The organism is Bacillus sp. cl96, assembly GCF_900100505.1.
GTDB lineage: Bacteria > Bacillota > Bacilli > Bacillales > Bacillaceae_G > Bacillus_A > Bacillus_A cereus.
Genome location: NZ_FNDM01000001.1, coordinates 593,383 through 613,223, shown reverse-complemented (window position 1 = coordinate 613,223; position 19,841 = coordinate 593,383). Strand labels below are relative to the sequence as shown.

Below are 19,841 nucleotides of genomic sequence, written 5' to 3'. Positions count from 1 at the left end.
TTCTTTTTATTCAATTTCAAAATCAACAATGATATAAGCGAGAATAACAACGAAGAAAATGCTAACGGCTGGCGCTGTTAATACGTGGCCAGACATAAAGCCAATGCCAAGTGATAGAATGAGTGTGCTCGCTAATAGCATATACTTTACGGTCATGATTTTCTTAAAGTTTGTGATCATGCGGGTGAATAATGTAATACCAAAGTATAGAAGTGGTATTAAGTAAATAAGGAAACCGACAATGCCAAATGCGAAAAATAGGTCATGGAAGTCCATTTCAATTAATTTAATTTTATCTGTGTAGTTACCAGCGTAACCCATTCCGAATAGTTTTTGTGAAAGCGGTGCGTCTTTATAGTACTGTTTGTATGTTTTTAAGAATTTGTCGCGATCGCTGTAAATTAAACTTTTTACTTCAGAATCTGTAAGTTCACCTTTTGCATGTTTTTTTGCATCTTCTGGATCTTCTTTAATTACTTTTCCTTCTTTTCGATCTTTCTCTTCTTGTACTGATTTTTTGTATTCGTATATTTGCATGTGAATGCCCATATTTTTTGCGATAGGAGTATGCGGTGTAAGAACAATTAAACCTCCTAGTATAACAGCGGCAACAACGGTATTTACAATATGTGTGAATCCTTTTCCTTCTTTTTTACGATTTATCATGTACTCAATGAATGAGAAGAAAAGTGCTACGCCTAATGTAATAACAATTGCGCCATATCCGACTTTCGTTCCGACCATAATACTTGCATACATCGCAAGTATTGTTGGAATCCAGTAATATATTTTCGAGAAAGAAGTTGTTTTATGAATCGAATATAAGACAATGATTGGGAACATAATGGCGAAAAGAGAACTTAAATCATTTCCAGCGAAGAACCAACCTCTTGAACCGATTTTTGAGTGAGGATAGCTTGGGAAATCCGTTCCAGTTTGCATTGCGACAATCATTGTGATGCTTAAAATTAAAGTTGCATATAAGAAATATGTAATGATTTTATGAAATACATACTCTTTATTTTTTAGCTCTTTAAAGGCGATAATATATCCAAACAGTAGCACAATTGGATATACGCTCTTTAAGATAAATTTAACTTCTTCTCCAAATGAAATTGGAGATTTAACCATCATATTATTTACAAGACCGATTGCGAGTGCGATTCCGAGTAAACATAAATAGAGGATGTACTTTTTCGCATCTTGTTGTTTGTGATGAAGAAGTAGGTATCCTAATGCAAGAAGCATAAAGGCGAAACGGACTACAACTCCAACTGTTGCGCTCATGTGTAGTATATAGATTGAAAAAGATGTTAATAAATCTAAAATTGGTTGAAACACAATGAATAGCAATAGGAAATGTGGGAAGTAGTTATCCGTTTGTTTCAACTTATTAACCATATGTTCCTCCAGTTCTTCATTCCTTTATTACAACACCTAAAAGATGGGTATAAAGCCTTTTTTACATAGTAAGGCGAATGAATTTCAATATTTGTTTTTTTATCAAACTTAAGAATACACCATTTCATTGTAATGGTAAATAGATGAAAAGCATGGATAAACCGACTTTAATTTCTATATTTTTCAACGGAATTGTATGTTTTATACGGTATATGTACAAATTGCGAGATTATTAGACAGAAAATTGAGAAAAAAGAAGGATTTTTCAATGGTTCTCTATAATTATATAAGTATAATCTTTATGGAGAAAAGAGGGGTATATATAATGGAAATAACAAGTAAAACAGAATCTGTCGTTGTGAAATATGAAGGCCACGTTGCAACGGTTATGGTCAATCGCCCAGAGGTGTTAAATGCGTTGGATGAGCCGACCTTAAAAGAGTTATTACAAAAGTTAAAAGAAGTAGCGGAAAGTTCTGCGCATATCGTTGTGTTATGCGGGAACGGCCGTGGTTTTTCTGCGGGTGGGGATATTAAATCGATGCTTTCAAGTAATGATGAAAGTAAGTTTGATGGTATTATGAATACCATTTCTGAAGTTGTCGTGACATTATATACGATGCCAAAGCTTGTTATTAGTGCAATTCATGGACCAACTGCAGGTCTTGGATTAAGTATTGCGTTAACAGCTGATTATGTAATGGCGGATATATCATCTGTTATTGCAATGAACTTTATTGGAATCGCTTTAATTCCAGATGGAGGCGGTCATTTCTTCCTTCAAAAGCGCGTCGGTGAAAATATGACGAAGCAAATTATTTGGGAAGGTAAGAAATTATCAGCGACAGAAGCGCTTGATATCGGCTTAATTGATGAAGTAATCGGCGAAGATTTCCAAACGGCTGTGAAGCAGAAGATTAATGAATGGTCACAAAAGCCGATTAAAGCAATGATTCAAACGAAGCAAATTTTATGTGAAGTAAATCGTTCTAATTTAGAGCAAACATTGCAATTAGAAAAGCGTGGTCAATATGCAATGAGACAAACAGCGGATCATAAAGAAGGTATTGCTGCGTTTTTAGAGAAACGTTTACCAGCATTTAAAGGGGAATAAAGTTTGTCCATTCCTCACTGATTATTAGCTCGTTAATTCGGGATAAAGGGGAGAAAGTGCTAACACATTTTAGTATAATTGTGTTAGCACTTTTTTTTAGGAGTAATACATGAAGAAAATGATCGGTGTTATCACTATTATTTTGCTTACATATTCTGCTTTGCATAGTACACCATCTTTGGCAGTTCGGACTGCGTTATTTTTTGAGGGACATCCAAGTGTTGCATTTTCTGACGGGGTGACGAAAGAAAAAGATGTGAAAAAAGAAGCGATTCCAGATGAGTATCAAACTCTATATGGTAAGGACGAAGACTTAGAGCACTATTTCTTTCCACATGTAAGAGCACATGGATCAGGAATTGATATGTTAAGTGCATGCGTGAAGAAAAAATGGTTTTTCTATAAAGCAGAGCTCGGATGTTATTAAATATAGGAGGATGAATGATGTCAGCATATAACAAGTTAGTAAGAGATCGTGTTCCAGAGAAGATTTTAATGTCTGGAAAAACATATACAGCACAAAAATTAACAGGTCAAGCCTACATACAAGCTTTAGCGAAAATTGGAACGGAAGAAATTCGTGAATTTGCTTCTATGAAAGAACGCGAACATGCACTAGATTCTCTTGCAGATGCGCTAGAGGTTATCATTTCATTAGCACGTGCAGAAGGTGCATCGATTGAAGATGTGGAACGCCTTCGTAAGCAAAAAGAGATAGAGCGCGGTGGATTTGAAAGAGGGATTTATTTATTAGACGTTTCAGAAGAATAGTTTTATAGGAAAAGCATAGCGTTAATGAGTAACGCTATGCTTTTTTGTTGCAATGAAGCTAATAATGAAGAAGATAGCTGTTAATATCCAGCCGATTGTAATAGAAGTAGTAGTATGAATGGCATAAGAGATTTGTAAACAAAATAATGATGCTAAAAACCAAATGAGTGCAATGTGTATATATTTTTTTGATATATTCATATTTCAGGACTCCTTTTGTATACTAAAAAGAATTTTACTGCAATTTAGAAAATTGAGCTATATAAGTAGAGGTTTTCTGGCGAATTTTGTATACTGAATAGTAGAGAAAATGAGGAGGAAACGACAATGGCACATCATACGAAAGAAACGATGGAACTGATTAAGGAGCTTGTCTCTATTCCGAGTCCATCTGGAAATACAGCAAAAATTATTAATTTCATTGAAAACTATGTCAGTGAGTGGAACGTAGAAACGAAACGTAATAATAAGGGAGCTCTTATTTTAACGGTAAAAGGGAAGAATGATGCGCAGCACCGCTTATTAACGGCACACGTTGATACGTTAGGTGCGATGGTGAAAGAAATTAAGCCTGATGGTCGCCTGAGTCTTTCTATGATTGGTGGATTTCGCTGGAACTCTGTAGAAGGGGAATATTGCGAAATTGAAACAGCAAGTGGCAAGACATATACAGGAACGATTTTAATGCATCAAACATCTGTACATGTATATAAAGATGCAGGTGAAGCAAAACGCGATGAGAAAAATATTGAAGTTCGTATTGATGAGCGCGTATTTTCAGCTGATGAAGTACGCGAATTAGGAATTGAAGTAGGAGACTTCGTTTCATTTGATCCGCGTGTTCAAATTACAGAGAGTGGATACATAAAATCCCGTCATTTAGATGACAAAGTAAGTGTTGCGATTTTATTAAAATTAATTAAAAGATTACAAGATGAAAACGTAACATTACCATATACGACGCATTTCTTAATTTCTAATAATGAAGAGATTGGATACGGTGGTAATTCTAACATTCCTGAAGAAACTGTTGAATACTTAGCAGTTGATATGGGAGCGTTAGGTGATGGACAAGCATCTGATGAATATACAGTATCTATTTGTGCAAAAGACTCTAGCGGCCCGTATCATTACGCACTGCGTAAAAATTTAGTAGAGCTTGCGAAAACGAATCATATTGAATATAAAGTAGATATTTATCCATACTACGGATCTGATGCATCAGCTGCGATTCGCGCGGGATTTGATGTGAAACATGCTTTAATTGGAGCGGGTATTGATTCTTCTCATGCATTTGAACGTACACATGAAAGTTCTATTGCGCATACAGAAGCATTAGTGTATGCATATGTAATGTCTAATTTAATTGAAGAATAATTTCATAGATAATAGAGAGCTGATTAAAGATATTATTTTTAATCAGCTTTTTATTTGGCGAAGCGATTAGGAGACATGTTCTAATCGCTTTTTTATCCCGCTATTTGCCGAGTAGTAAGACCCCTACCTCAAAATTCAGCGAAAGCAAAAAAGTTAGATGGGGACCGGGCTGCCCGTAAAAGCCCGATTGGTGAGGGCTGATTAAAGTTTTTTTATATACATTCATTATAAGTTATATATATGCGATTTTTGTTATAAGGCCGGAAACGTATTTACTATAGATATATAATGTTATACACTATGAAAGGAATTAATTAATAGTTAATATTTTTTAGTTAGCTTGATTAAAAAAATGTATGAATATGAAGTTTTGAGAGGAGATTTATTTTTCATGAAGTACAAAGCAATAGCCGCAGGTTTATTAGCAGCAAATTTACTAGCACATCCAATTAGTAGTTTAGCAGAAACGAAGAAATTTCCTGATGTTTCAGATAGTGCGTGGTCGAAAGACGCAATTTATTATTTAGTAGAGAGAAATGTAATTAACGGTATGCCAGATGGTAACTTTATGCCATACGGAAATTTAACACGTGCCCAGGCAGCAAAGATTATCGCAACAGCAATTGGTGCTAAAGTAGATCCAAATGCAAAGCCGTCTTATGATGATGCAAAAAATAGTTGGGCAGCTTCATTTATTGCAGCCATGGAAAAAGAGAATATTATTAAGGGACGAGAACCAGGAGTATTTGATCCTGAAGGAAAAGTAACTCGTGCTGAAATGGCAGCTATGCTTGTAAGAGCATATAATCTGAAAAGCAAAGTAACAGGACCAGTTCCTACAAAATTCGCTGATTTAGAGAATCATTGGGGTAAAGAAGAAGTTAATATTTTAGTAGAATTAAAACTTTCTTTAGGTACAGAGAATGGCTGGAAACCGAATGATTCTATTACGCGTGAACAAGCAGCTCAGCTTACTGCGCAAACAGATAAATTTAGTAAGAATAGTGATCGTCCAGTAGAAACAAAGAAAATGTACATAGATAGAAAATTCATTACATATCACGCACCATCATTAAGTTCTGGGATTAGTGCGAATCAGCATAATCCACAAACGGTAGAAATTAAAGAAGAACGAGATGGATGGATCAAAATTGCAACAAGTAACGGTGATAAATGGACACCTTTAGTAGAGAAAACAGAAGTTATTAATGAAGGATTCACTACTTATGCAGAAGCTTCTTCTTCGTCAAAAGTAATGGGAACACATAACGCACAGCAAGTAACTGTTATTGAAGAGAACGGCAGCTGGATTCGTATCCGCATGGGCGCTGGTTTCCAATGGGTTAATAAAAATCAATTAAATCCAGTGAAGCAAGGGAATTTCTTAGAAGGAAAAGCGATTATCATTGATCCAGGTCATGGTGGAGTTGATCCAGGGCATTCTGGTGTGAAAATGGATGAAAGTGCTATTGTATTAGATACATCTTTACGTGTACAAAAACTATTTGAACAAAAGACACCATTTACTGTTTTATTAACACGTAATGATGATACGCGTCCGGGAAATACTCCTGGTGAATCTTTGAAAAAACGTGTAGAATTTGCACAAGAAAATAAAGGTGATATTTTCGTAAGTATTCATGCAAACGGGTTTAATGAACAAGTAGAAGGAACAGAAACGTTCTACTACAGATCGGCAACAAATCCAAACTCAGAAGAAAGCCGTGTACTAGCAGAAAAAGTACAAAAACGTTTAGTACAAGCACTTCAATCAAATGATAGAGGTGTAAAGACAGAAAACTTCTATGTAGTGAAATACAATACAATGCCTGCTATTTTAGCTGAACTAGGTTTCATCGATGCTAAAGGTGAAGGTGAAAAACTAGCTACTGAAGAATGGAGACAACGTGCAGCGGAAGCGATTTATCAAGGCATTTTAGATTACTATGAAGAAATGGGTAACAACGTGTCTTCTTTCCGTTAATAAATAATAAGAGATTGCCATTGGCAGTCTCTTTTATTTATTAACGTTTCTCTTTATTTCCGGCATATGATATCATTTAATTTTATATACAAAAGAAAAGTATTTGAGTAATTGTAATCATAACAATTTTAAACGATAGAGGATGATAATAGATTGAATAATCATAGTAAAACACCTGCCTGTATATATACGTATGCATTTCGTGAGGAGGAGCGTGCTTTATGTTACTTGGAAATGCGCTCGTTCTTTGGAATGGAGTCCCACGTTAATATTTTAAAAAGTGATGTCAAGATTGACCCGAGTAGAAGTGCGTTTATGAAAGAGCGCGTTGAGGTTATGTATGAAGGGGACGACTTAGAAAGCATTTTAAAACAAGTGGAACAAATTGATTTGGCGGGGGCGTCGTTTAAAGTTATCTTCGTTAAAATCAATGACCTCGTTGGAGAAAATAAAATTGAATATGGAGAAAGACGCCTTATTGAACGAGACCTTGGCATGCATATTGAAGGAGAAGCGGATGTTCGTAATCCAGAGCGTGTATTCGGGATCGTTCCTCTTGGAGGACGCTGGTACTTCGGGCACTATGTAGAAAGCGAACCAGTTTGGTATCATCACATAAAAAAACCGCATAGTTATTCGACATCACTTAGCACACGTGTTGCGAGATCGGTTGCAAATATCGCTGTACCAAATCCAGAAGGAGTACGAGCAATTGACCCGTGCTGCGGTATTGGAACAGTAGTAGTAGAAGCACTTTCTATGGGGATTAACATCGTTGGTAGAGATATAAATCCACTTGTAGTTCTTGGAACGAGAAAAAACATCGCACATTTCGGATTTGAAGGAACAGTAACAAAAGGACCAATCGAGGAAATTACTGAGAACTACGACGTTGCCATTATCGATATGCCGTACGACCTATTTACGCATGCCACACCAGAAGACCAGCTCTCCATTCTTTCAAGTGCACGCCGCATCGCGAAAAAAGTAGTCGTTGTCACGATGGAAACAATGGATGACATGATCCATGAAGCAGGATTTGAAATTACAGATCGCTGTATTACAAGAAAAGGATCATTTACTAGACAAATTCTTGTTTGTGAATAAGAAAGGAAGGTCACCCGTTTGGGTGACCTTTTTCTATTGTAGTTTGATGTGTGATTGGTTGGTGGTGTAGATAGATGAATTAGCGGAATTTGTCGGTAAGTCGATATTCCATGGCGAATCGCCGATATCGTTACATTAGAATGTTACTGTTCTTTTAATTTTTCTTGTTGTGCGATTAATAAATTGCGTAATATGTGTCCGCGGTAACTTTCTAGTTTTCTTCCTTCATGATAGCGCACACCTAATTTTTTTAGTTCAGCTACGTACCAGCCCTTTGTTCCGTAATACATGGGATCACTTCCTTTTTGCTTTTGAACAGTATATGTTGGGGAGCGAAGTAACTTTACATTGAAAATAATAATGGTAAAAGGAATCCTACATGTGTGTACGAGAGGAATTGCAAAGTTATCGAGGTGTTTTATAACGTAACATCCAAGCCGTGTATAAAAAAGTAGACAGTTGTATATGAATTTGTTGAAAAAAGAATACACATTACTGAGGGGATTTGAAAAAAGTAATGCTATACGATTTGGCATGATACTTGCGTTGGAAATAGTATCAACGTATAGGGGAGAGATAGAAATGAAGGTTAGTAAAATATATACAACGATTGATGCACACGTAGCTGGGGAGCCGCTTCGAATTATTACGGGTGGTGTGCCAGAAATAAAAGGGGAAACGCAGCTGGAAAGACGCGTCTACTGCATGGAACATTTGGATTACCTTCGTGAAGTTCTGATGTATGAACCGAGGGGGCATCACGGGATGTATGGTTGTATTATTACCCCGCCTGCAAGTGCTCACGCTGATTTTGGCGTATTGTTTATGCACAATGAAGGCTGGAGTACGATGTGTGGTCACGGTATTATCGCTGTTATTACAGTTGGAATTGAAACAGGCATGTTTGAAGTAAAGGGTGAAAAACAAAAGTTCATTATTGATAGCCCAGCCGGAGAAGTTATTGCGTATGCAACATATAACGGGAGTGAAGTAGAATCTGTATCATTTGAAAATGTCCCGTCCTTTGTATACAAAAAGGACGTTCCTATTAAAATAGATAACTATGAATTTCAAGTAGATATCGCGTTTGGAGGAGCATTTTACGCTGTAGTAGATTGTAAAGAATTTGGTTTGAAAGTTGATTTCAAAGATTTATCTGCTATTCAAATGTGGGGCGGTAAAATTAAACATTATATAGAGAGCAAAATGGAAGTGAAACATCCACTTGAAGAAGGATTGAAAGGAATATACGGCGTTATCTTTTCAGATGAACCGAAAGACAAAGGTACTACGCTACGAAATGTAACGATTTTTGCTGATGGGCAAGTAGACCGTTCTCCTTGCGGTACAGGAACTTCAGCGAGAATCGCAACTCTTTTTGAAAAAGCTACCTTGCAAAAAGGAGAAGTATTCATCCATGAATGCATTACTGATGGGAAATTCCAGGGAGAAGTATTATCCGTAACCGCAGTAGATACATATGAAGCTGTCGTTCCAAAAGTAACGGGGAATGCCTTTATTACAGGATTTCATCAGTTCGTTGTAGATCCGAGAGATGATTTGAATCGAGGATTTTTGTTAGGATAAGAGGAGGGGGTGGAAAGATATGCTTGTCATAAGCGCGAACGAACAAAGAAACTTAGTAAATATGAATGAAGTTATTGAATACGCGGCGCTTGCTTTAAAAGAATTTTCCGCAGAAAGAACGATTACACCAATAAGAGGCTCATTACCATTTGCGAACGAGCAAAATACGGCATTAATTATGCCTTCAGTAGCGGAAGGACTTGAGGCACTTGGAGTAAAAATAGTAACGGTAGTCCCGCAAAATAAACAGATAGGAAAGAAAACGATCAATGGGATTGTGATGCTATCAGACTTTCAAACGGGAGAACCGCTCGCACTTCTAGAAGGATCGTACTTAACGATGATCCGAACGGGCGCCTTATCAGGAGTAGCGACAAAATATTTAGCTCGTCATAACGCAAAAACTTTATGCATTATCGGCACGGGTGAACAAGCGAAAGGAATTGCCGAAGCAATATTTGCGGTTAGAGATATCGAAAAAGTCATCTTATACAATCGCACAGAAGAAAAAGCGTATGCATTTGCGCAATATATACAAGAGAAATTTGGTAAACCTGCTTACGTTTACAAGGATCCAAATGAAGCAGTACGTGAAGCAGACATCATCGTCACAACTACGAACGCAACCACACCAGTCTTCTCAGAAATCTTGCAAAAAGGCGTCCACGTAAACGCCGTCGGCTCATTCAGACCGAGCATGCAAGAACTACCCTCACATGCCATAGCTAAAGCAAACAAAGTAGTAGTCGAATCAAAAGAAGCAGCACTAGACGAAACAGGAGACCTTCAAGTTCCGATAAAAGAAGGTCTATTCAAAGCAAACGCCATTCACGCTGAACTTGGTCAAATTATAAGCGGAGAAAAAGCTGGGCGCGAAAATGATGAAGAGATTACTATTTTCAAATCAGTTGGTTTGGCAGTAGTAGATATTATCGTTGCGAAGTATTTGTATGAGAGAGCGTTGGAGCAAGGGGTAGGGAATAAGATTGAGTTTTGAGACTGCCTTTTGGTGGTCTTTTTTTCAATTCATCAAATGTCATGATAACCTCCTAAATGTGTTTTTTGTCTTTAATCCTATTCTACATTTTCGATCATATAAAACAATCGTTTTAGAGGGATTTTCTGTAAGTTGATAGTTTTTTACCTCATTTTATGAGGCTACTTATTCGTGGTCTTTTTATTTTCTCCTCCGCATAAATATAGTTTATCGCAAGAATGCATTAATAGATTACAAACTTTCTACCTTTGCGAAAAAGTTTGACAATACATACAGGTAGTGGTAATTTAAAACCTATAAGAAAACTCGGTATTAATTCCGAGTTTTCTTATAGGTGTAAATAGTCGAGAGGGGTCGAAATATGAAGAAGAAGTTGTTTGTATTACCATTTGTCCTACTATTATTTATTGCATTAGCTGCTTGTTCAGGGGAAAAAGATTCGAAGCAAGCAGGAACTAGTAAATCAGGGACTCCGAAAGACGGAGGGGCGTTAACGATTGGTGTTAGCGATAATCCAGATACGATGAATCCGCTTTATGCGAATGATCGTGTGTCATTAACTGTGCAGCAAGCTTTATATGCGCCGCTATATCATATGGAAAACGGTAAGAAAAAGTTTGTTCTTGCTGAGAGCTTTACGCCTTCAGAAGATCAATTAACTTGGACACTGAAGTTAAAAGATAATTTGAAATGGCATGATGGTAAGAAAATTACATCAGACGATATAGCATTTACATTCCAATCTATTTTGGATGAAAAGCAAAATAGCTCAAGTCGTGAAAACTTTATTTTTAAAGGAAAGCCGCTTGAGGTGAAAAAGGTAGATGAGTTAACAACTCAATTCGTTTTACCACAAGTAAGCGCATCTTTCGAAGGTGTGATGAATGATTTCTTCCCAATTCCGAAACATGTATTTGAAGGGGAAGCAGATTTAGCGAAGAGTAAGAAAAACTTACAGCCTGTAGGATCAGGGCCGTTTAAGTTTAAAGAGTATAAATCAGATGAGTACGTTGCATTAGATCGATTTGATGATTATGTAGGTGGGAAAGCTAAATTAGACTCTATCGTATACCGAGTTGTAAAAGACCGTAATACAGCAAATGTTTCACTGCAAAATGGTCAAATCAACATGAAGATGATTGAGCCACAAGACTTTAAGAAATTAGATAGCACTGGGAACTTCTCAATGGTGACATTCCCTGAAGGTAGATTATTCTACTTATCTTATAACATGAATACGGAGCTTATGAAGAAAAAAGAAGTGCGCCAAGCAATTGCACATGCGTTAGATAAGAAAGAAATGATTAACTCAGCATTCGTTTCAGGTGAATTTGCAGAACCAGCAAATTCAATCTTAACGCCAGACGCTATGTATTATGCGAAAGATATTAAAGAGTATAAGTATGATAAAAAAGAAGCGAAAGATTTATTAGCAAAAGCTGGCGTGAAAGATAAAGAAAAAGTACGCGTCATGTATGTAACGAATAATAAAATTATGGAAAGCTTAGCGCTTTATACACAACAAAAATTAAAAGAAGTTGGCTTAGAAGTTGAACTAAATGCATTAGATGCTAGTGCAGCAAGTGAAAAAGGCTTAGATAAAGAGAATAAAGAATATGACATTACATTTGGTGGTTACATAATGGGACCTGAGCCAGATTCATATAAGAGCTTATTCTTAAGTAATGCTGAATACAATTATGCACGATATAAAAACGCTGATTTCGATAAGTTATGGGAAGAAGCTGCAGTTGAGACAGATAAAACAAAACGCGCAGAGCTATACCATAAAATTCAAGAGACAGCTAGAGAAGACGTACCTTATCTACCAATCGCGTATCCGAAAGCAGTTATTGCAGTAGATAAAAAGTTTGATGGATTAAAAGAAGCGAAAGCAATTCCTGTCACAATGTTTGAAGATCTATCTAAGATTTATGAAGTGAAATAAGAAACAATAAAGAAGCTGGTGGAAATCAGCTTCTTTAGCTTGAGGGGGGAAGTTTGTGTATAAAGTAATTGCGAAGAGGCTTTTAAATGCAATTCCGCTTTTATTTGTTATTTCTATTATTTCTTTTCTATTAATAAAACTAGCACCGGGGGATCCGGTTCGAAACTTTGTAACGCCAAACATGAGTCCAATTGATGTGGAGCGTATTCGCAAAAGTTTAGGACTAGATCAACCAATTTACGTGCAGTATTTTTTATGGTTAAAAAACATTTTAACAGGAAACTTTGGTTACTCACTTCAAAATCATCGTCCTGTTTTGGAACTTATCACAGAAAGATTACCTGCAACAATTGGATTAATGGGATCATCTTTACTCGTCTCATTCGTAATCGCAATACCACTTGGACTATTTACAGGTGTGAAAAAGAATTCATTCTTTGACCGCATTGTAAACTTTATTTCATACGTTGGTATTTCTATGCCGGTTTTCTGGTTTGCACTACTATTAGTCTACTTATTCTCTTTAAAATTGAACCTACTTCCGAGTATGGGTATGCGCACCGTAGGTAAAGATTCTGTCTGGGATATTGTGCAACACGGCATTTTACCTTGCATGGTGCTAGCGTTCCAAAACGTATCTGTTTATATGAGATATATTCGTTCAAGTACGATTCAGCAATTAGAAGAAGAATATGTACAAATTCAATATGCGTACGGCGCTTCAAAGAAAACGGTTTTATTTAATCACGTACTTCGAAATGTATTAATACCGATCATTACAATTTTCGGATTATCGATTCCAAGTTTAGTGGGCGGAGCGTTTATTACGGAAACAGTATTTTCATGGCCGGGTCTTGGTTCACTTGGGGTAAATGCTATTTTTAGATTTGATTATCCGATTATCATGGCAATTACATTACTATCATCATTCATGTTAATTCTCGGTAACTTAATTGCTGATATTTTATATGGCGTAGTAGATCCGCGCATTCGAATGAGGGGGTGATTTGGAATGAATAATAGGAGATTTCAAACGATAAAACATAGCTTTACGAAAAATAAGTTTGTTGCAATGGGAGTTATTATACTTGCGGTTTTAACGGTCGCATCAATTTTCGCATTCGTATCGCCGTACGATCCTAGCAAAATGTCGATTCCAGATCGCTTACAAGAACCGAGTATGAGTCATCCTTTCGGAACGGATGATTACGGAAGGGATTACTTAACGAGAGCGTTATATGGCGGACGAGTTTCGCTTGCGGTCGGTTTCCTTGCGATGGTTGTTTCTATTACAATCGGTACTGCAGTTGGAACAATTAGCGGGTATTTTGGCGGAAAGTTAGACAACTTTTTAATGCGAGTTGTTGAAGTGCTTATGTCAATTCCATCATTCTTTTTAATGCTACTATTAAATGCGTATTTAAAACCAGGAATTACGACGCTAGTTCTTATTATCGGATTACTAACATGGATGGACACCGCCCGTATTGTAAGGGCAGAAACGTTATCTGTAAAAGAGCGTGAGTACGTTTTATACGCAAAAGTATCAGGACAAAAGTCACTTATGATTATTGTAAGACATATCATTCCTAACATTTTATCAACCATTATTATCGCCGCGACATTAACGATTGCGACATCAATTTTAATGGAATCATCACTTAGTTTCCTAGGTTTAGGTATTAGAGAACCAGATTCTTCTTGGGGCAGCATGCTAAACAATGCGCAAGGATATATTGGTGAAGCTTGGTATTTAACGCTCTTCCCAGGATTTCTTATCCTTTTAACGGTACTTAGTTTTAACGTAATTGGTGAAGCATTGAAGAAAGCTTTCGCACCAAAAGGAGCCGGACATGAAAACTAAAGTGTTAAGTGAAAGGAGTGAGAAGCGTGTCTGAAAAACTACTAGAAGTGAAAAATTTAAAGACTTCTTTTTTCATAGAAAGTGGCGAAGTTGAAGCGGTTCGCGGCGTTACATTTCGCTTAAATAAAGGAGAAGTAGTCGGTATCGTTGGGGAATCTGGAAGCGGAAAGAGTGTAATGGCGAAGTCTGTTATGTCTCTCGTTATGTCCCCAGGAAAAGTGAAAGAAGGAGAGATTCTTTTTCATAATGAAAACATACTTTCTAAATCTGAAAAAGAATTACGTTCTATTAGAGGAAATCAAATTTCACTTATCTCTCAAGACCCAATGTCAGCGCTGAATCCGGTCGTGAAAATTGGGAAACAAATGATGGAAGTAATTATACGTCATCAAAAAGTGAAAAAGAAAGAAGCAGAGCAAATCGCGATTAACTTGTTAAAACAAGTCGGCCTTTCGTCGCCAGAAGAAAGGGTAAAACAATATCCGCATGAACTAAGCGGTGGTATGAAGCAGCGAGTTATGATCGCAATGGCGATGTCTTGCAACCCTGACCTTCTTATTGCGGACGAGCCGACGACTGCACTTGATGTAACGATACAAGCACAAATACTAGATTTAATGAAAAACTTAAAGAACGAAACGAATATGGCGTTACTTCTTATTACGCATGACTTAGGAATCGTCGCGCAAAACTGTACGCGCGTTATCGTTATGTACGGCGGGCTTATTATGGAAGAAGGACCTGTACTTGATATTTTCCAATCGCCGAATCATCCATATACGAAAGGGCTATTAAACTCTTTGCCAAAAATAGCGAACGGCGTAAAAGAAAGACTCGCTCCTATTCAAGGTGTAACGCCAAACTTATTAAACCCGCCACAAGGTTGCCCATTCGCAGAGCGTTGCCCGCATGCGATGGACATTTGTGAAAAAGAACGTCCGCCATATTTTGAAATCGGAAACGAAAGACGTTCCATGTGCTGGTTAAACGATAAGACAGTAGGTGATTCACATGCATGAAGAAAACTTAATTGAAGTTCGGAACTTAAAAAAGTATTTTCCTATTAAAAAAGGACTATTTGGCAGGAAAACAGAGCAATTAAAAGCAGTTGATGACCTTAGCTTCACCATTAAAAAAGGTGAAACATTCGGATTAGTAGGAGAATCAGGTTGCGGAAAATCAACGACAGGAAGAAGCATCATTCGTTTACACGATGTCACTTCAGGTAACGTTTTATTCGACGGAAAAGATATCGCAAGTTTAAAAGAAAGTGAACTAAAAGAATATCGAAAAAGAATGCAAATTATTTTCCAAGATCCATACGCATCATTAAACCCGGCAATGAATGTATTCCAAATTATTAGTGAGCCAATGAACATTCATGGATCTTATGAAAAAGAAGAACAAAAAGAAATCATATTAGACCTGCTTAAAAAGGTAGGCTTAAAAGAAGAACATTTATATCGCTACCCGCACGAATTTAGCGGAGGTCAAAGACAGCGCATCAGCATCGCGCGCGCACTATCTGTAAAACCAGACTTTATCCTATGTGACGAACCAATCTCAGCACTAGATGTCTCAGTCCAAGCGCAAGTCGTAAACATGCTGCAAGACATTCAAGAAGAAACAGGAGTCACATACTTATTCATCGCACATGACCTATCGATGGTAAGGCACATATCAGACCGCATCGGAGTCATGTACTTAGGAAACATAGTAGAAATTGCCGACAGCGAAGACCTATACACAAAACCGGCACATCCATACACACAAGCACTACTCTCATCCATGCCAGAACCAGATCCAACAAACATAGGAAAAGAACGGATCATCCTAGAGGGAGAAGTACCAAGCCCGCTCAACTCACCATCCGGCTGCAAATTTAGAACGCGCTGCAAATTCGCCACTGAAAAATGCGCACAGGAAGTACCGAAGATGGTTGAGATTGCGAAAGGGCATGAAGTGGCTTGTCATTTGTTTTAGAGGGAGAGCACTAGGGGGACCTGGTGCTTTTTTTCTTTGTAGGTGAACGTGATGTGGGATTGGTTGGTGGTTTTGGTGATAGTTTTCACGAAATTTGTCGGTAAATCGATATGTTGTGTCGAAACGTTGATATATTCGGAGTTACGATCGATATAATCGAATAATCGTTGATATATTTTTGTAAAGAGTGGGATTGGTTGTAGATTAATGTAGAAATTTAATGTTTTCGAAAAAAAGAATTGACTTCTATATTAGTTGTAACTAAAATAGTTACATAAAGATGTAATCAATTTAGTTACAACTAATATCTGCTAAAAATATGATTTATATATTTAATTAAGGATGGTGGTCCATACGTTGCCACCCGGTGTAGAAAGTTACTAACACATTCAAATCGATGCATATTCTAAGCTTTAGTATTTTCTGTTACGGGGCAATAAGGTGAAACGTTATCTTTTGTTAAAAACCTTGGTGGATCTTTCTTTGGAAATATTAGTTTTGGGGAAATATAGTAAGGTATCTAAAAAAGAATAAGGTATAAAAAGATGTACTTATATAAACCAAAAATTTAGTTGAGCTGGATAATAAAAAAAGGTAGGAGATTTAAATGGAGACGAAACAAGATAATCTTATTTACGTATGGGATGCATATTGTGGATGGTGCTATGGTTTTTCAGAAAGTATTAAAGGATTTTACAAAAACCACACTGAAGTACCATTAACGGTTTTATGTGGAGGGTTATTTTTAGATAATTTACCAATGAAAAACTTTTCATATATAGAAGAAGGAAATAAAAGAATTAATCAACTTACAGGTGCTGAATTTGGTCCTTCCTATCAAAAATTGGTGGAGGAAGGGACTTTTAAAATGAATTCGAAAGATGCTGCAATTGGTTTTTCAGCTTTACGCTCATTAGCGCCAGACCGTTTATTAGAATTCACTTCGGCTATGCAAAAAGCGTTTTATTATGAGGGCCAAAGTCTGAGTGATCCAGAAACATATCGCAAAATTGCAATCGAGCATGGTTTGGACCCTGAACAAGTATTAGAACGTTTAAACGCTCAAGAAACAATAATAGATGTCCAAAATGATTTCAATAAAGTTCGACAGCTTGGTGTTAATAGCTATCCTTCATTACTTTTACAAAAGGATAATCAAATTATTCCTATTGGTGGTGGCGTAATGACGCCGGATAAAATTGAAGCGCGTTTTAAAAATTTATATTAAGAAAATTTAGGATATAGTAGCAAACATGTTATCTTAAGCTACCTGACATTCATCTCCGGAATATTCGCCAGTACTATTACACTTTCAGATGAATGGGAGTGGGAGATTTTATCCCGCTTTAACGGGCAGTAAGACCCCCACCTCAAAATTCAGTGGAAGCAAAGAAGTTAGGTGGGGGATCAACTGTCCGTAAAAGTCCGATTGGTGTGGGCTAATAATCAGTGGGGGATGAACAAAACCCCCACTGATTAAAGTTTCACTTTATCGGAACAAGATAAAAATATGATAATTAGTTCATAACTTTAACAAAAGGAGAATAACATACTATGTTTAAAACAATCGATACAAATCAACAAGATGTGAAATTAACGGTGTTTAGTTCGGATGAAAAAAGCTTTATGGTCACAGCAACATTAGTTGAGAAAGCAGGACATGCATTTTTAATAAACTCAAAATTTACTCAGTCTGATTCGAAAGAAATTGTTGAGTATCTGAAAAAAAATAACTTATCTTTAGATAAAATCTTTATTATTCATGGGGATCCAGACTACTACTTTGGATTAGAGAGCATTAAAGCCGTTTACCCAGAAGCTATAGCGTATGCAACAGAGTCTACTGTTGAACATATCGTTCATTCTGTCTTAGGGAAATTAAAAGTTTGGAAAGACGCCCTTGGAGAAAATGCACCAAGTAACGTGGTATTACCTCAAGTATTTAAAGAAAAAGCGATTGATTTTCAGGGGTTAACATTTGAACTAGTAGGCTTAGATCATTACAGAACTAGCCTATTTAATAAAGAACTAAAAGTATTAATTGGTGGTATCGATGTATTTAACGAAATACATGTATTCTTAGCGGATACTAGCTCAAAAGCGGCTATGGAGGCATGGATTGAGAACTTGAAAGTATTACAAGCATTACATGCTGACATAATTGTGCCTAGCCATGGATCAATCGAAAAATCCCTAAATAATCAAGCACTTACTGCGACAATGGATTATCTAAGAACGGCGGTTCAAGCTTCTGAGGAAAGTGGAACTTCAAAAGATTTTGTGACAAAACTTGAAGCAGCATATCCAGACTATGCAAATAAAGGTGTATTAGAATTAAGTGCAAAAGTTGTAACAAAAGAAATGCCTTGGGGTTAATGATATGAATAAATATCAAAAGCTATTACATGAAACGTATGTGTTAACTGGCGAAGGGAAATTGGATGCGTTCAAAACGTATTTAAGTAAAAATGTATCTTGGACAGAAGCTGCTGGGTTTCCATATGCAGGTACTTATATAGGTCCAGATGAAGTAGTGAAAAACGTACATGAACGTCTTGGCACAGAATGGGATGACTATAGCGCTAAAGATGAAATCTATGCTTTTAATAACAATACTGTTATCGTGTATGGAAAATATAGTGGGACATATAAAGCTACAGGGAAATCGTTCATAGCAGATTTTTGTCACCTTTATAAGTTTGATGAGAACGATAAGGTTAAGAAGTTTATTCAAATTGTGGACAGTGCAACTGTTAATGAGGTATTAAGTTAGAATGAATCGTTTCTAATATGCCTTGTATAGGGGGAGGTTAGGATAAATGAAATTCCTAACATTACCCCTGACATTACATTTTTGGGAAGGTTTCTCCTTCTTCAAACTTTTTATAGAAGAAAACTTATTTAAGTAGAAGAGGTAGGTATATATGAAATTAGAGAAAAGTTTAATCATAACAATTATTTCTGTATTTATTTTAGGAGTAGTTTCGACTTTGGTATATCAAGCTTCCGCTGATAATAACAAAGGGAACTCAATTAAGAGCGAAAATGTCGCTTCTGCATCAAAAGAAGTAAAAGAAAATGAAAAGAATAAAAAGATGGTAGTTGATTTCTATAATGAAGTTTTTAACAAACATAATATCGATATTATCCCTAAATATGTTAGCGAAGATTATAAGCAACATAATCCTTTTGTTGCTGATGGACGAAAAGCCTTCATGGATTTCTTTAAGGAGGATTTTGTTAAAAATCCTAATTCCTCTGCAGAGATTAAACGTGTAGTAGCTGAAGGGGATACAGTTGCTCTTCATGTACATTCTCGTACTAATTCTCAAGATAAGGGAGTTGCTATAGTGGATATATTTCGTATCAAGGATGGAAAAATTGTCGAACACTGGGATGTAATTCAAGAGATTCCAAGTGAAGCAGCTAATGATAATACGATGTTTTAGATAGAAGATATATTTAATAGTTGTTTAATTGATAGTGCTGTATATAATTTGGAAATTTAGATAATAAGTTATCAAATTTAGAAAATATTTTAAAATAGCATATTAAATGATGGCACAAATTAATACGAAATAGCTCTTTAATAAAAAATCCTACTCATTAAAAAATGAGTAGGATTTTTTATTAAAGAATAGTGCTAATTTTTTGATTCGGCACCATCTAAATTTGGAAACCATGAAAGTATAGGTACTCTATATCCAC

20 protein-coding genes are annotated in these 19,841 nt (G+C 36.4%); 17 read left to right on the top strand and 3 right to left on the bottom strand.

Annotated features, from left to right (window positions below; all coding sequences use genetic code 11):
* Window positions 1–6 precede the first annotated feature (6 nt).
* On the bottom strand, window positions 7–1,401 hold the full coding sequence (locus BLT20_RS03440) for an O-antigen ligase family protein (RefSeq protein WP_000247523.1): 1,395 nt from the start codon (window positions 1,399–1,401) through the stop codon (window positions 7–9).
* A gap of 301 nt (window positions 1,402–1,702) precedes the next feature.
* On the opposite strand from BLT20_RS03440, the gene BLT20_RS03435 reads away from it, so the two are divergent.
* From BLT20_RS03435 to BLT20_RS03425, 3 genes are all read left to right on the top strand, one after another.
* Window positions 1,703–2,515: an enoyl-CoA hydratase gene (locus BLT20_RS03435; protein ID WP_001999174.1), complete on the top strand. Its 813-nt coding sequence runs from the start codon at window positions 1,703–1,705 to the stop codon at window positions 2,513–2,515.
* A 109-nt stretch (window positions 2,516–2,624) separates the two neighbouring features.
* Window positions 2,625–2,942 carry a hypothetical protein gene (locus BLT20_RS03430; RefSeq protein WP_000738198.1) on the top strand — a complete coding sequence of 106 codons (318 nt, stop codon included), beginning with the start codon at window positions 2,625–2,627 and terminating at the stop codon, window positions 2,940–2,942.
* 17 nt (window positions 2,943–2,959) lie between these two features.
* The gene (locus BLT20_RS03425; RefSeq protein ID WP_001277350.1) at window positions 2,960–3,286 is read left to right on the top strand and encodes a nucleoside triphosphate pyrophosphohydrolase; all 327 of its coding nucleotides are present in this window, start codon (window positions 2,960–2,962) and stop codon (window positions 3,284–3,286) included.
* A 21-nt stretch (window positions 3,287–3,307) separates the two neighbouring features.
* Here BLT20_RS03425 and BLT20_RS03420 read toward each other — a convergent pair whose 3' ends face one another.
* Entirely contained in the window at window positions 3,308–3,487 is a 180-nt protein-coding gene (locus BLT20_RS03420; RefSeq protein WP_001027083.1) for a hypothetical protein, read from the bottom strand.
* 126 nt (window positions 3,488–3,613) lie between these two features.
* Here BLT20_RS03420 and BLT20_RS03415 point away from each other — a divergent pair, with 126 nt between their 5' ends.
* From BLT20_RS03415 to BLT20_RS03405, 3 genes are all read left to right on the top strand, one after another.
* Window positions 3,614–4,663, top strand: coding sequence for a M42 family metallopeptidase (locus BLT20_RS03415; RefSeq protein WP_000930080.1), 1,050 nt, complete (start codon window positions 3,614–3,616; stop codon window positions 4,661–4,663).
* A 391-nt stretch (window positions 4,664–5,054) separates the two neighbouring features.
* Window positions 5,055–6,647, top strand: a complete 1,593-nt coding sequence (locus BLT20_RS03410) for an N-acetylmuramoyl-L-alanine amidase (protein WP_000875327.1) — start codon at window positions 5,055–5,057, stop codon at window positions 6,645–6,647.
* Window positions 6,648–6,800: 153 nt separating this feature from the next.
* Window positions 6,801–7,754: a TRM11 family SAM-dependent methyltransferase gene (locus tag BLT20_RS03405; protein ID WP_001059320.1), complete on the top strand. Its 954-nt coding sequence runs from the start codon at window positions 6,801–6,803 to the stop codon at window positions 7,752–7,754.
* A 143-nt stretch (window positions 7,755–7,897) separates the two neighbouring features.
* On the opposite strand, the gene BLT20_RS30065 is transcribed toward BLT20_RS03405, so the two are convergent.
* Window positions 7,898–8,128, bottom strand: a complete 231-nt coding sequence (locus BLT20_RS30065; RefSeq protein ID WP_100655457.1) for a YflJ family protein — start codon at window positions 8,126–8,128, stop codon at window positions 7,898–7,900.
* 208 nt (window positions 8,129–8,336) lie between these two features.
* Here BLT20_RS30065 and BLT20_RS03395 point away from each other — a divergent pair, with 208 nt between their 5' ends.
* The 11 genes from BLT20_RS03395 (at window position 8,337) to BLT20_RS03345 (ending at window position 19,582) form a co-directional block, all read left to right on the top strand.
* Window positions 8,337–9,341: a proline racemase family protein gene (locus BLT20_RS03395; protein ID WP_000868690.1), complete on the top strand. Its 1,005-nt coding sequence runs from the start codon at window positions 8,337–8,339 to the stop codon at window positions 9,339–9,341.
* Between the two features lie 19 nt (window positions 9,342–9,360).
* Window positions 9,361–10,338 (top strand): ornithine cyclodeaminase family protein, encoded by a 978-nt coding sequence (locus BLT20_RS03390; protein ID WP_000960320.1) that lies wholly within the window; start codon window positions 9,361–9,363, stop codon window positions 10,336–10,338.
* 361 nt (window positions 10,339–10,699) lie between these two features.
* Complete coding sequence (locus BLT20_RS03385; protein ID WP_000727699.1) at window positions 10,700–12,286, top strand: ABC transporter substrate-binding protein; 1,587 nt, start codon at window positions 10,700–10,702, stop codon at window positions 12,284–12,286.
* A gap of 55 nt (window positions 12,287–12,341) precedes the next feature.
* Window positions 12,342–13,292 (top strand): ABC transporter permease, encoded by a 951-nt coding sequence (locus BLT20_RS03380; protein WP_000278778.1) that lies wholly within the window; start codon window positions 12,342–12,344, stop codon window positions 13,290–13,292.
* A gap of 6 nt (window positions 13,293–13,298) precedes the next feature.
* The gene (locus tag BLT20_RS03375; protein ID WP_001065285.1) at window positions 13,299–14,150 is read left to right on the top strand and encodes an ABC transporter permease; all 852 of its coding nucleotides are present in this window, start codon (window positions 13,299–13,301) and stop codon (window positions 14,148–14,150) included.
* A 26-nt stretch (window positions 14,151–14,176) separates the two neighbouring features.
* Complete coding sequence (locus BLT20_RS03370; RefSeq protein WP_001291146.1) at window positions 14,177–15,169, top strand: ABC transporter ATP-binding protein; 993 nt, start codon at window positions 14,177–14,179, stop codon at window positions 15,167–15,169.
* Complete coding sequence (locus BLT20_RS03365) at window positions 15,162–16,133, top strand: ABC transporter ATP-binding protein (RefSeq protein WP_000544129.1); 972 nt, start codon at window positions 15,162–15,164, stop codon at window positions 16,131–16,133. The genes BLT20_RS03370 and BLT20_RS03365 overlap by 8 nt, the downstream gene beginning before the upstream one ends.
* A 607-nt stretch (window positions 16,134–16,740) precedes the next feature.
* Window positions 16,741–17,361, top strand: a complete 621-nt coding sequence (locus BLT20_RS03360) for a DsbA family protein (RefSeq protein ID WP_000448622.1) — start codon at window positions 16,741–16,743, stop codon at window positions 17,359–17,361.
* Window positions 17,362–17,687: 326 nt separating this feature from the next.
* Window positions 17,688–18,509 (top strand): MBL fold metallo-hydrolase, encoded by an 822-nt coding sequence (locus BLT20_RS03355; protein ID WP_000477282.1) that lies wholly within the window; start codon window positions 17,688–17,690, stop codon window positions 18,507–18,509.
* A gap of 4 nt (window positions 18,510–18,513) precedes the next feature.
* Window positions 18,514–18,906, top strand: a complete 393-nt coding sequence (locus BLT20_RS03350) for a nuclear transport factor 2 family protein (protein ID WP_001046378.1) — start codon at window positions 18,514–18,516, stop codon at window positions 18,904–18,906.
* Between the two features lie 151 nt (window positions 18,907–19,057).
* Window positions 19,058–19,582, top strand: coding sequence for a nuclear transport factor 2 family protein (locus BLT20_RS03345; protein ID WP_000764205.1), 525 nt, complete (start codon window positions 19,058–19,060; stop codon window positions 19,580–19,582).
* Window positions 19,583–19,841 lie beyond the last annotated feature (259 nt).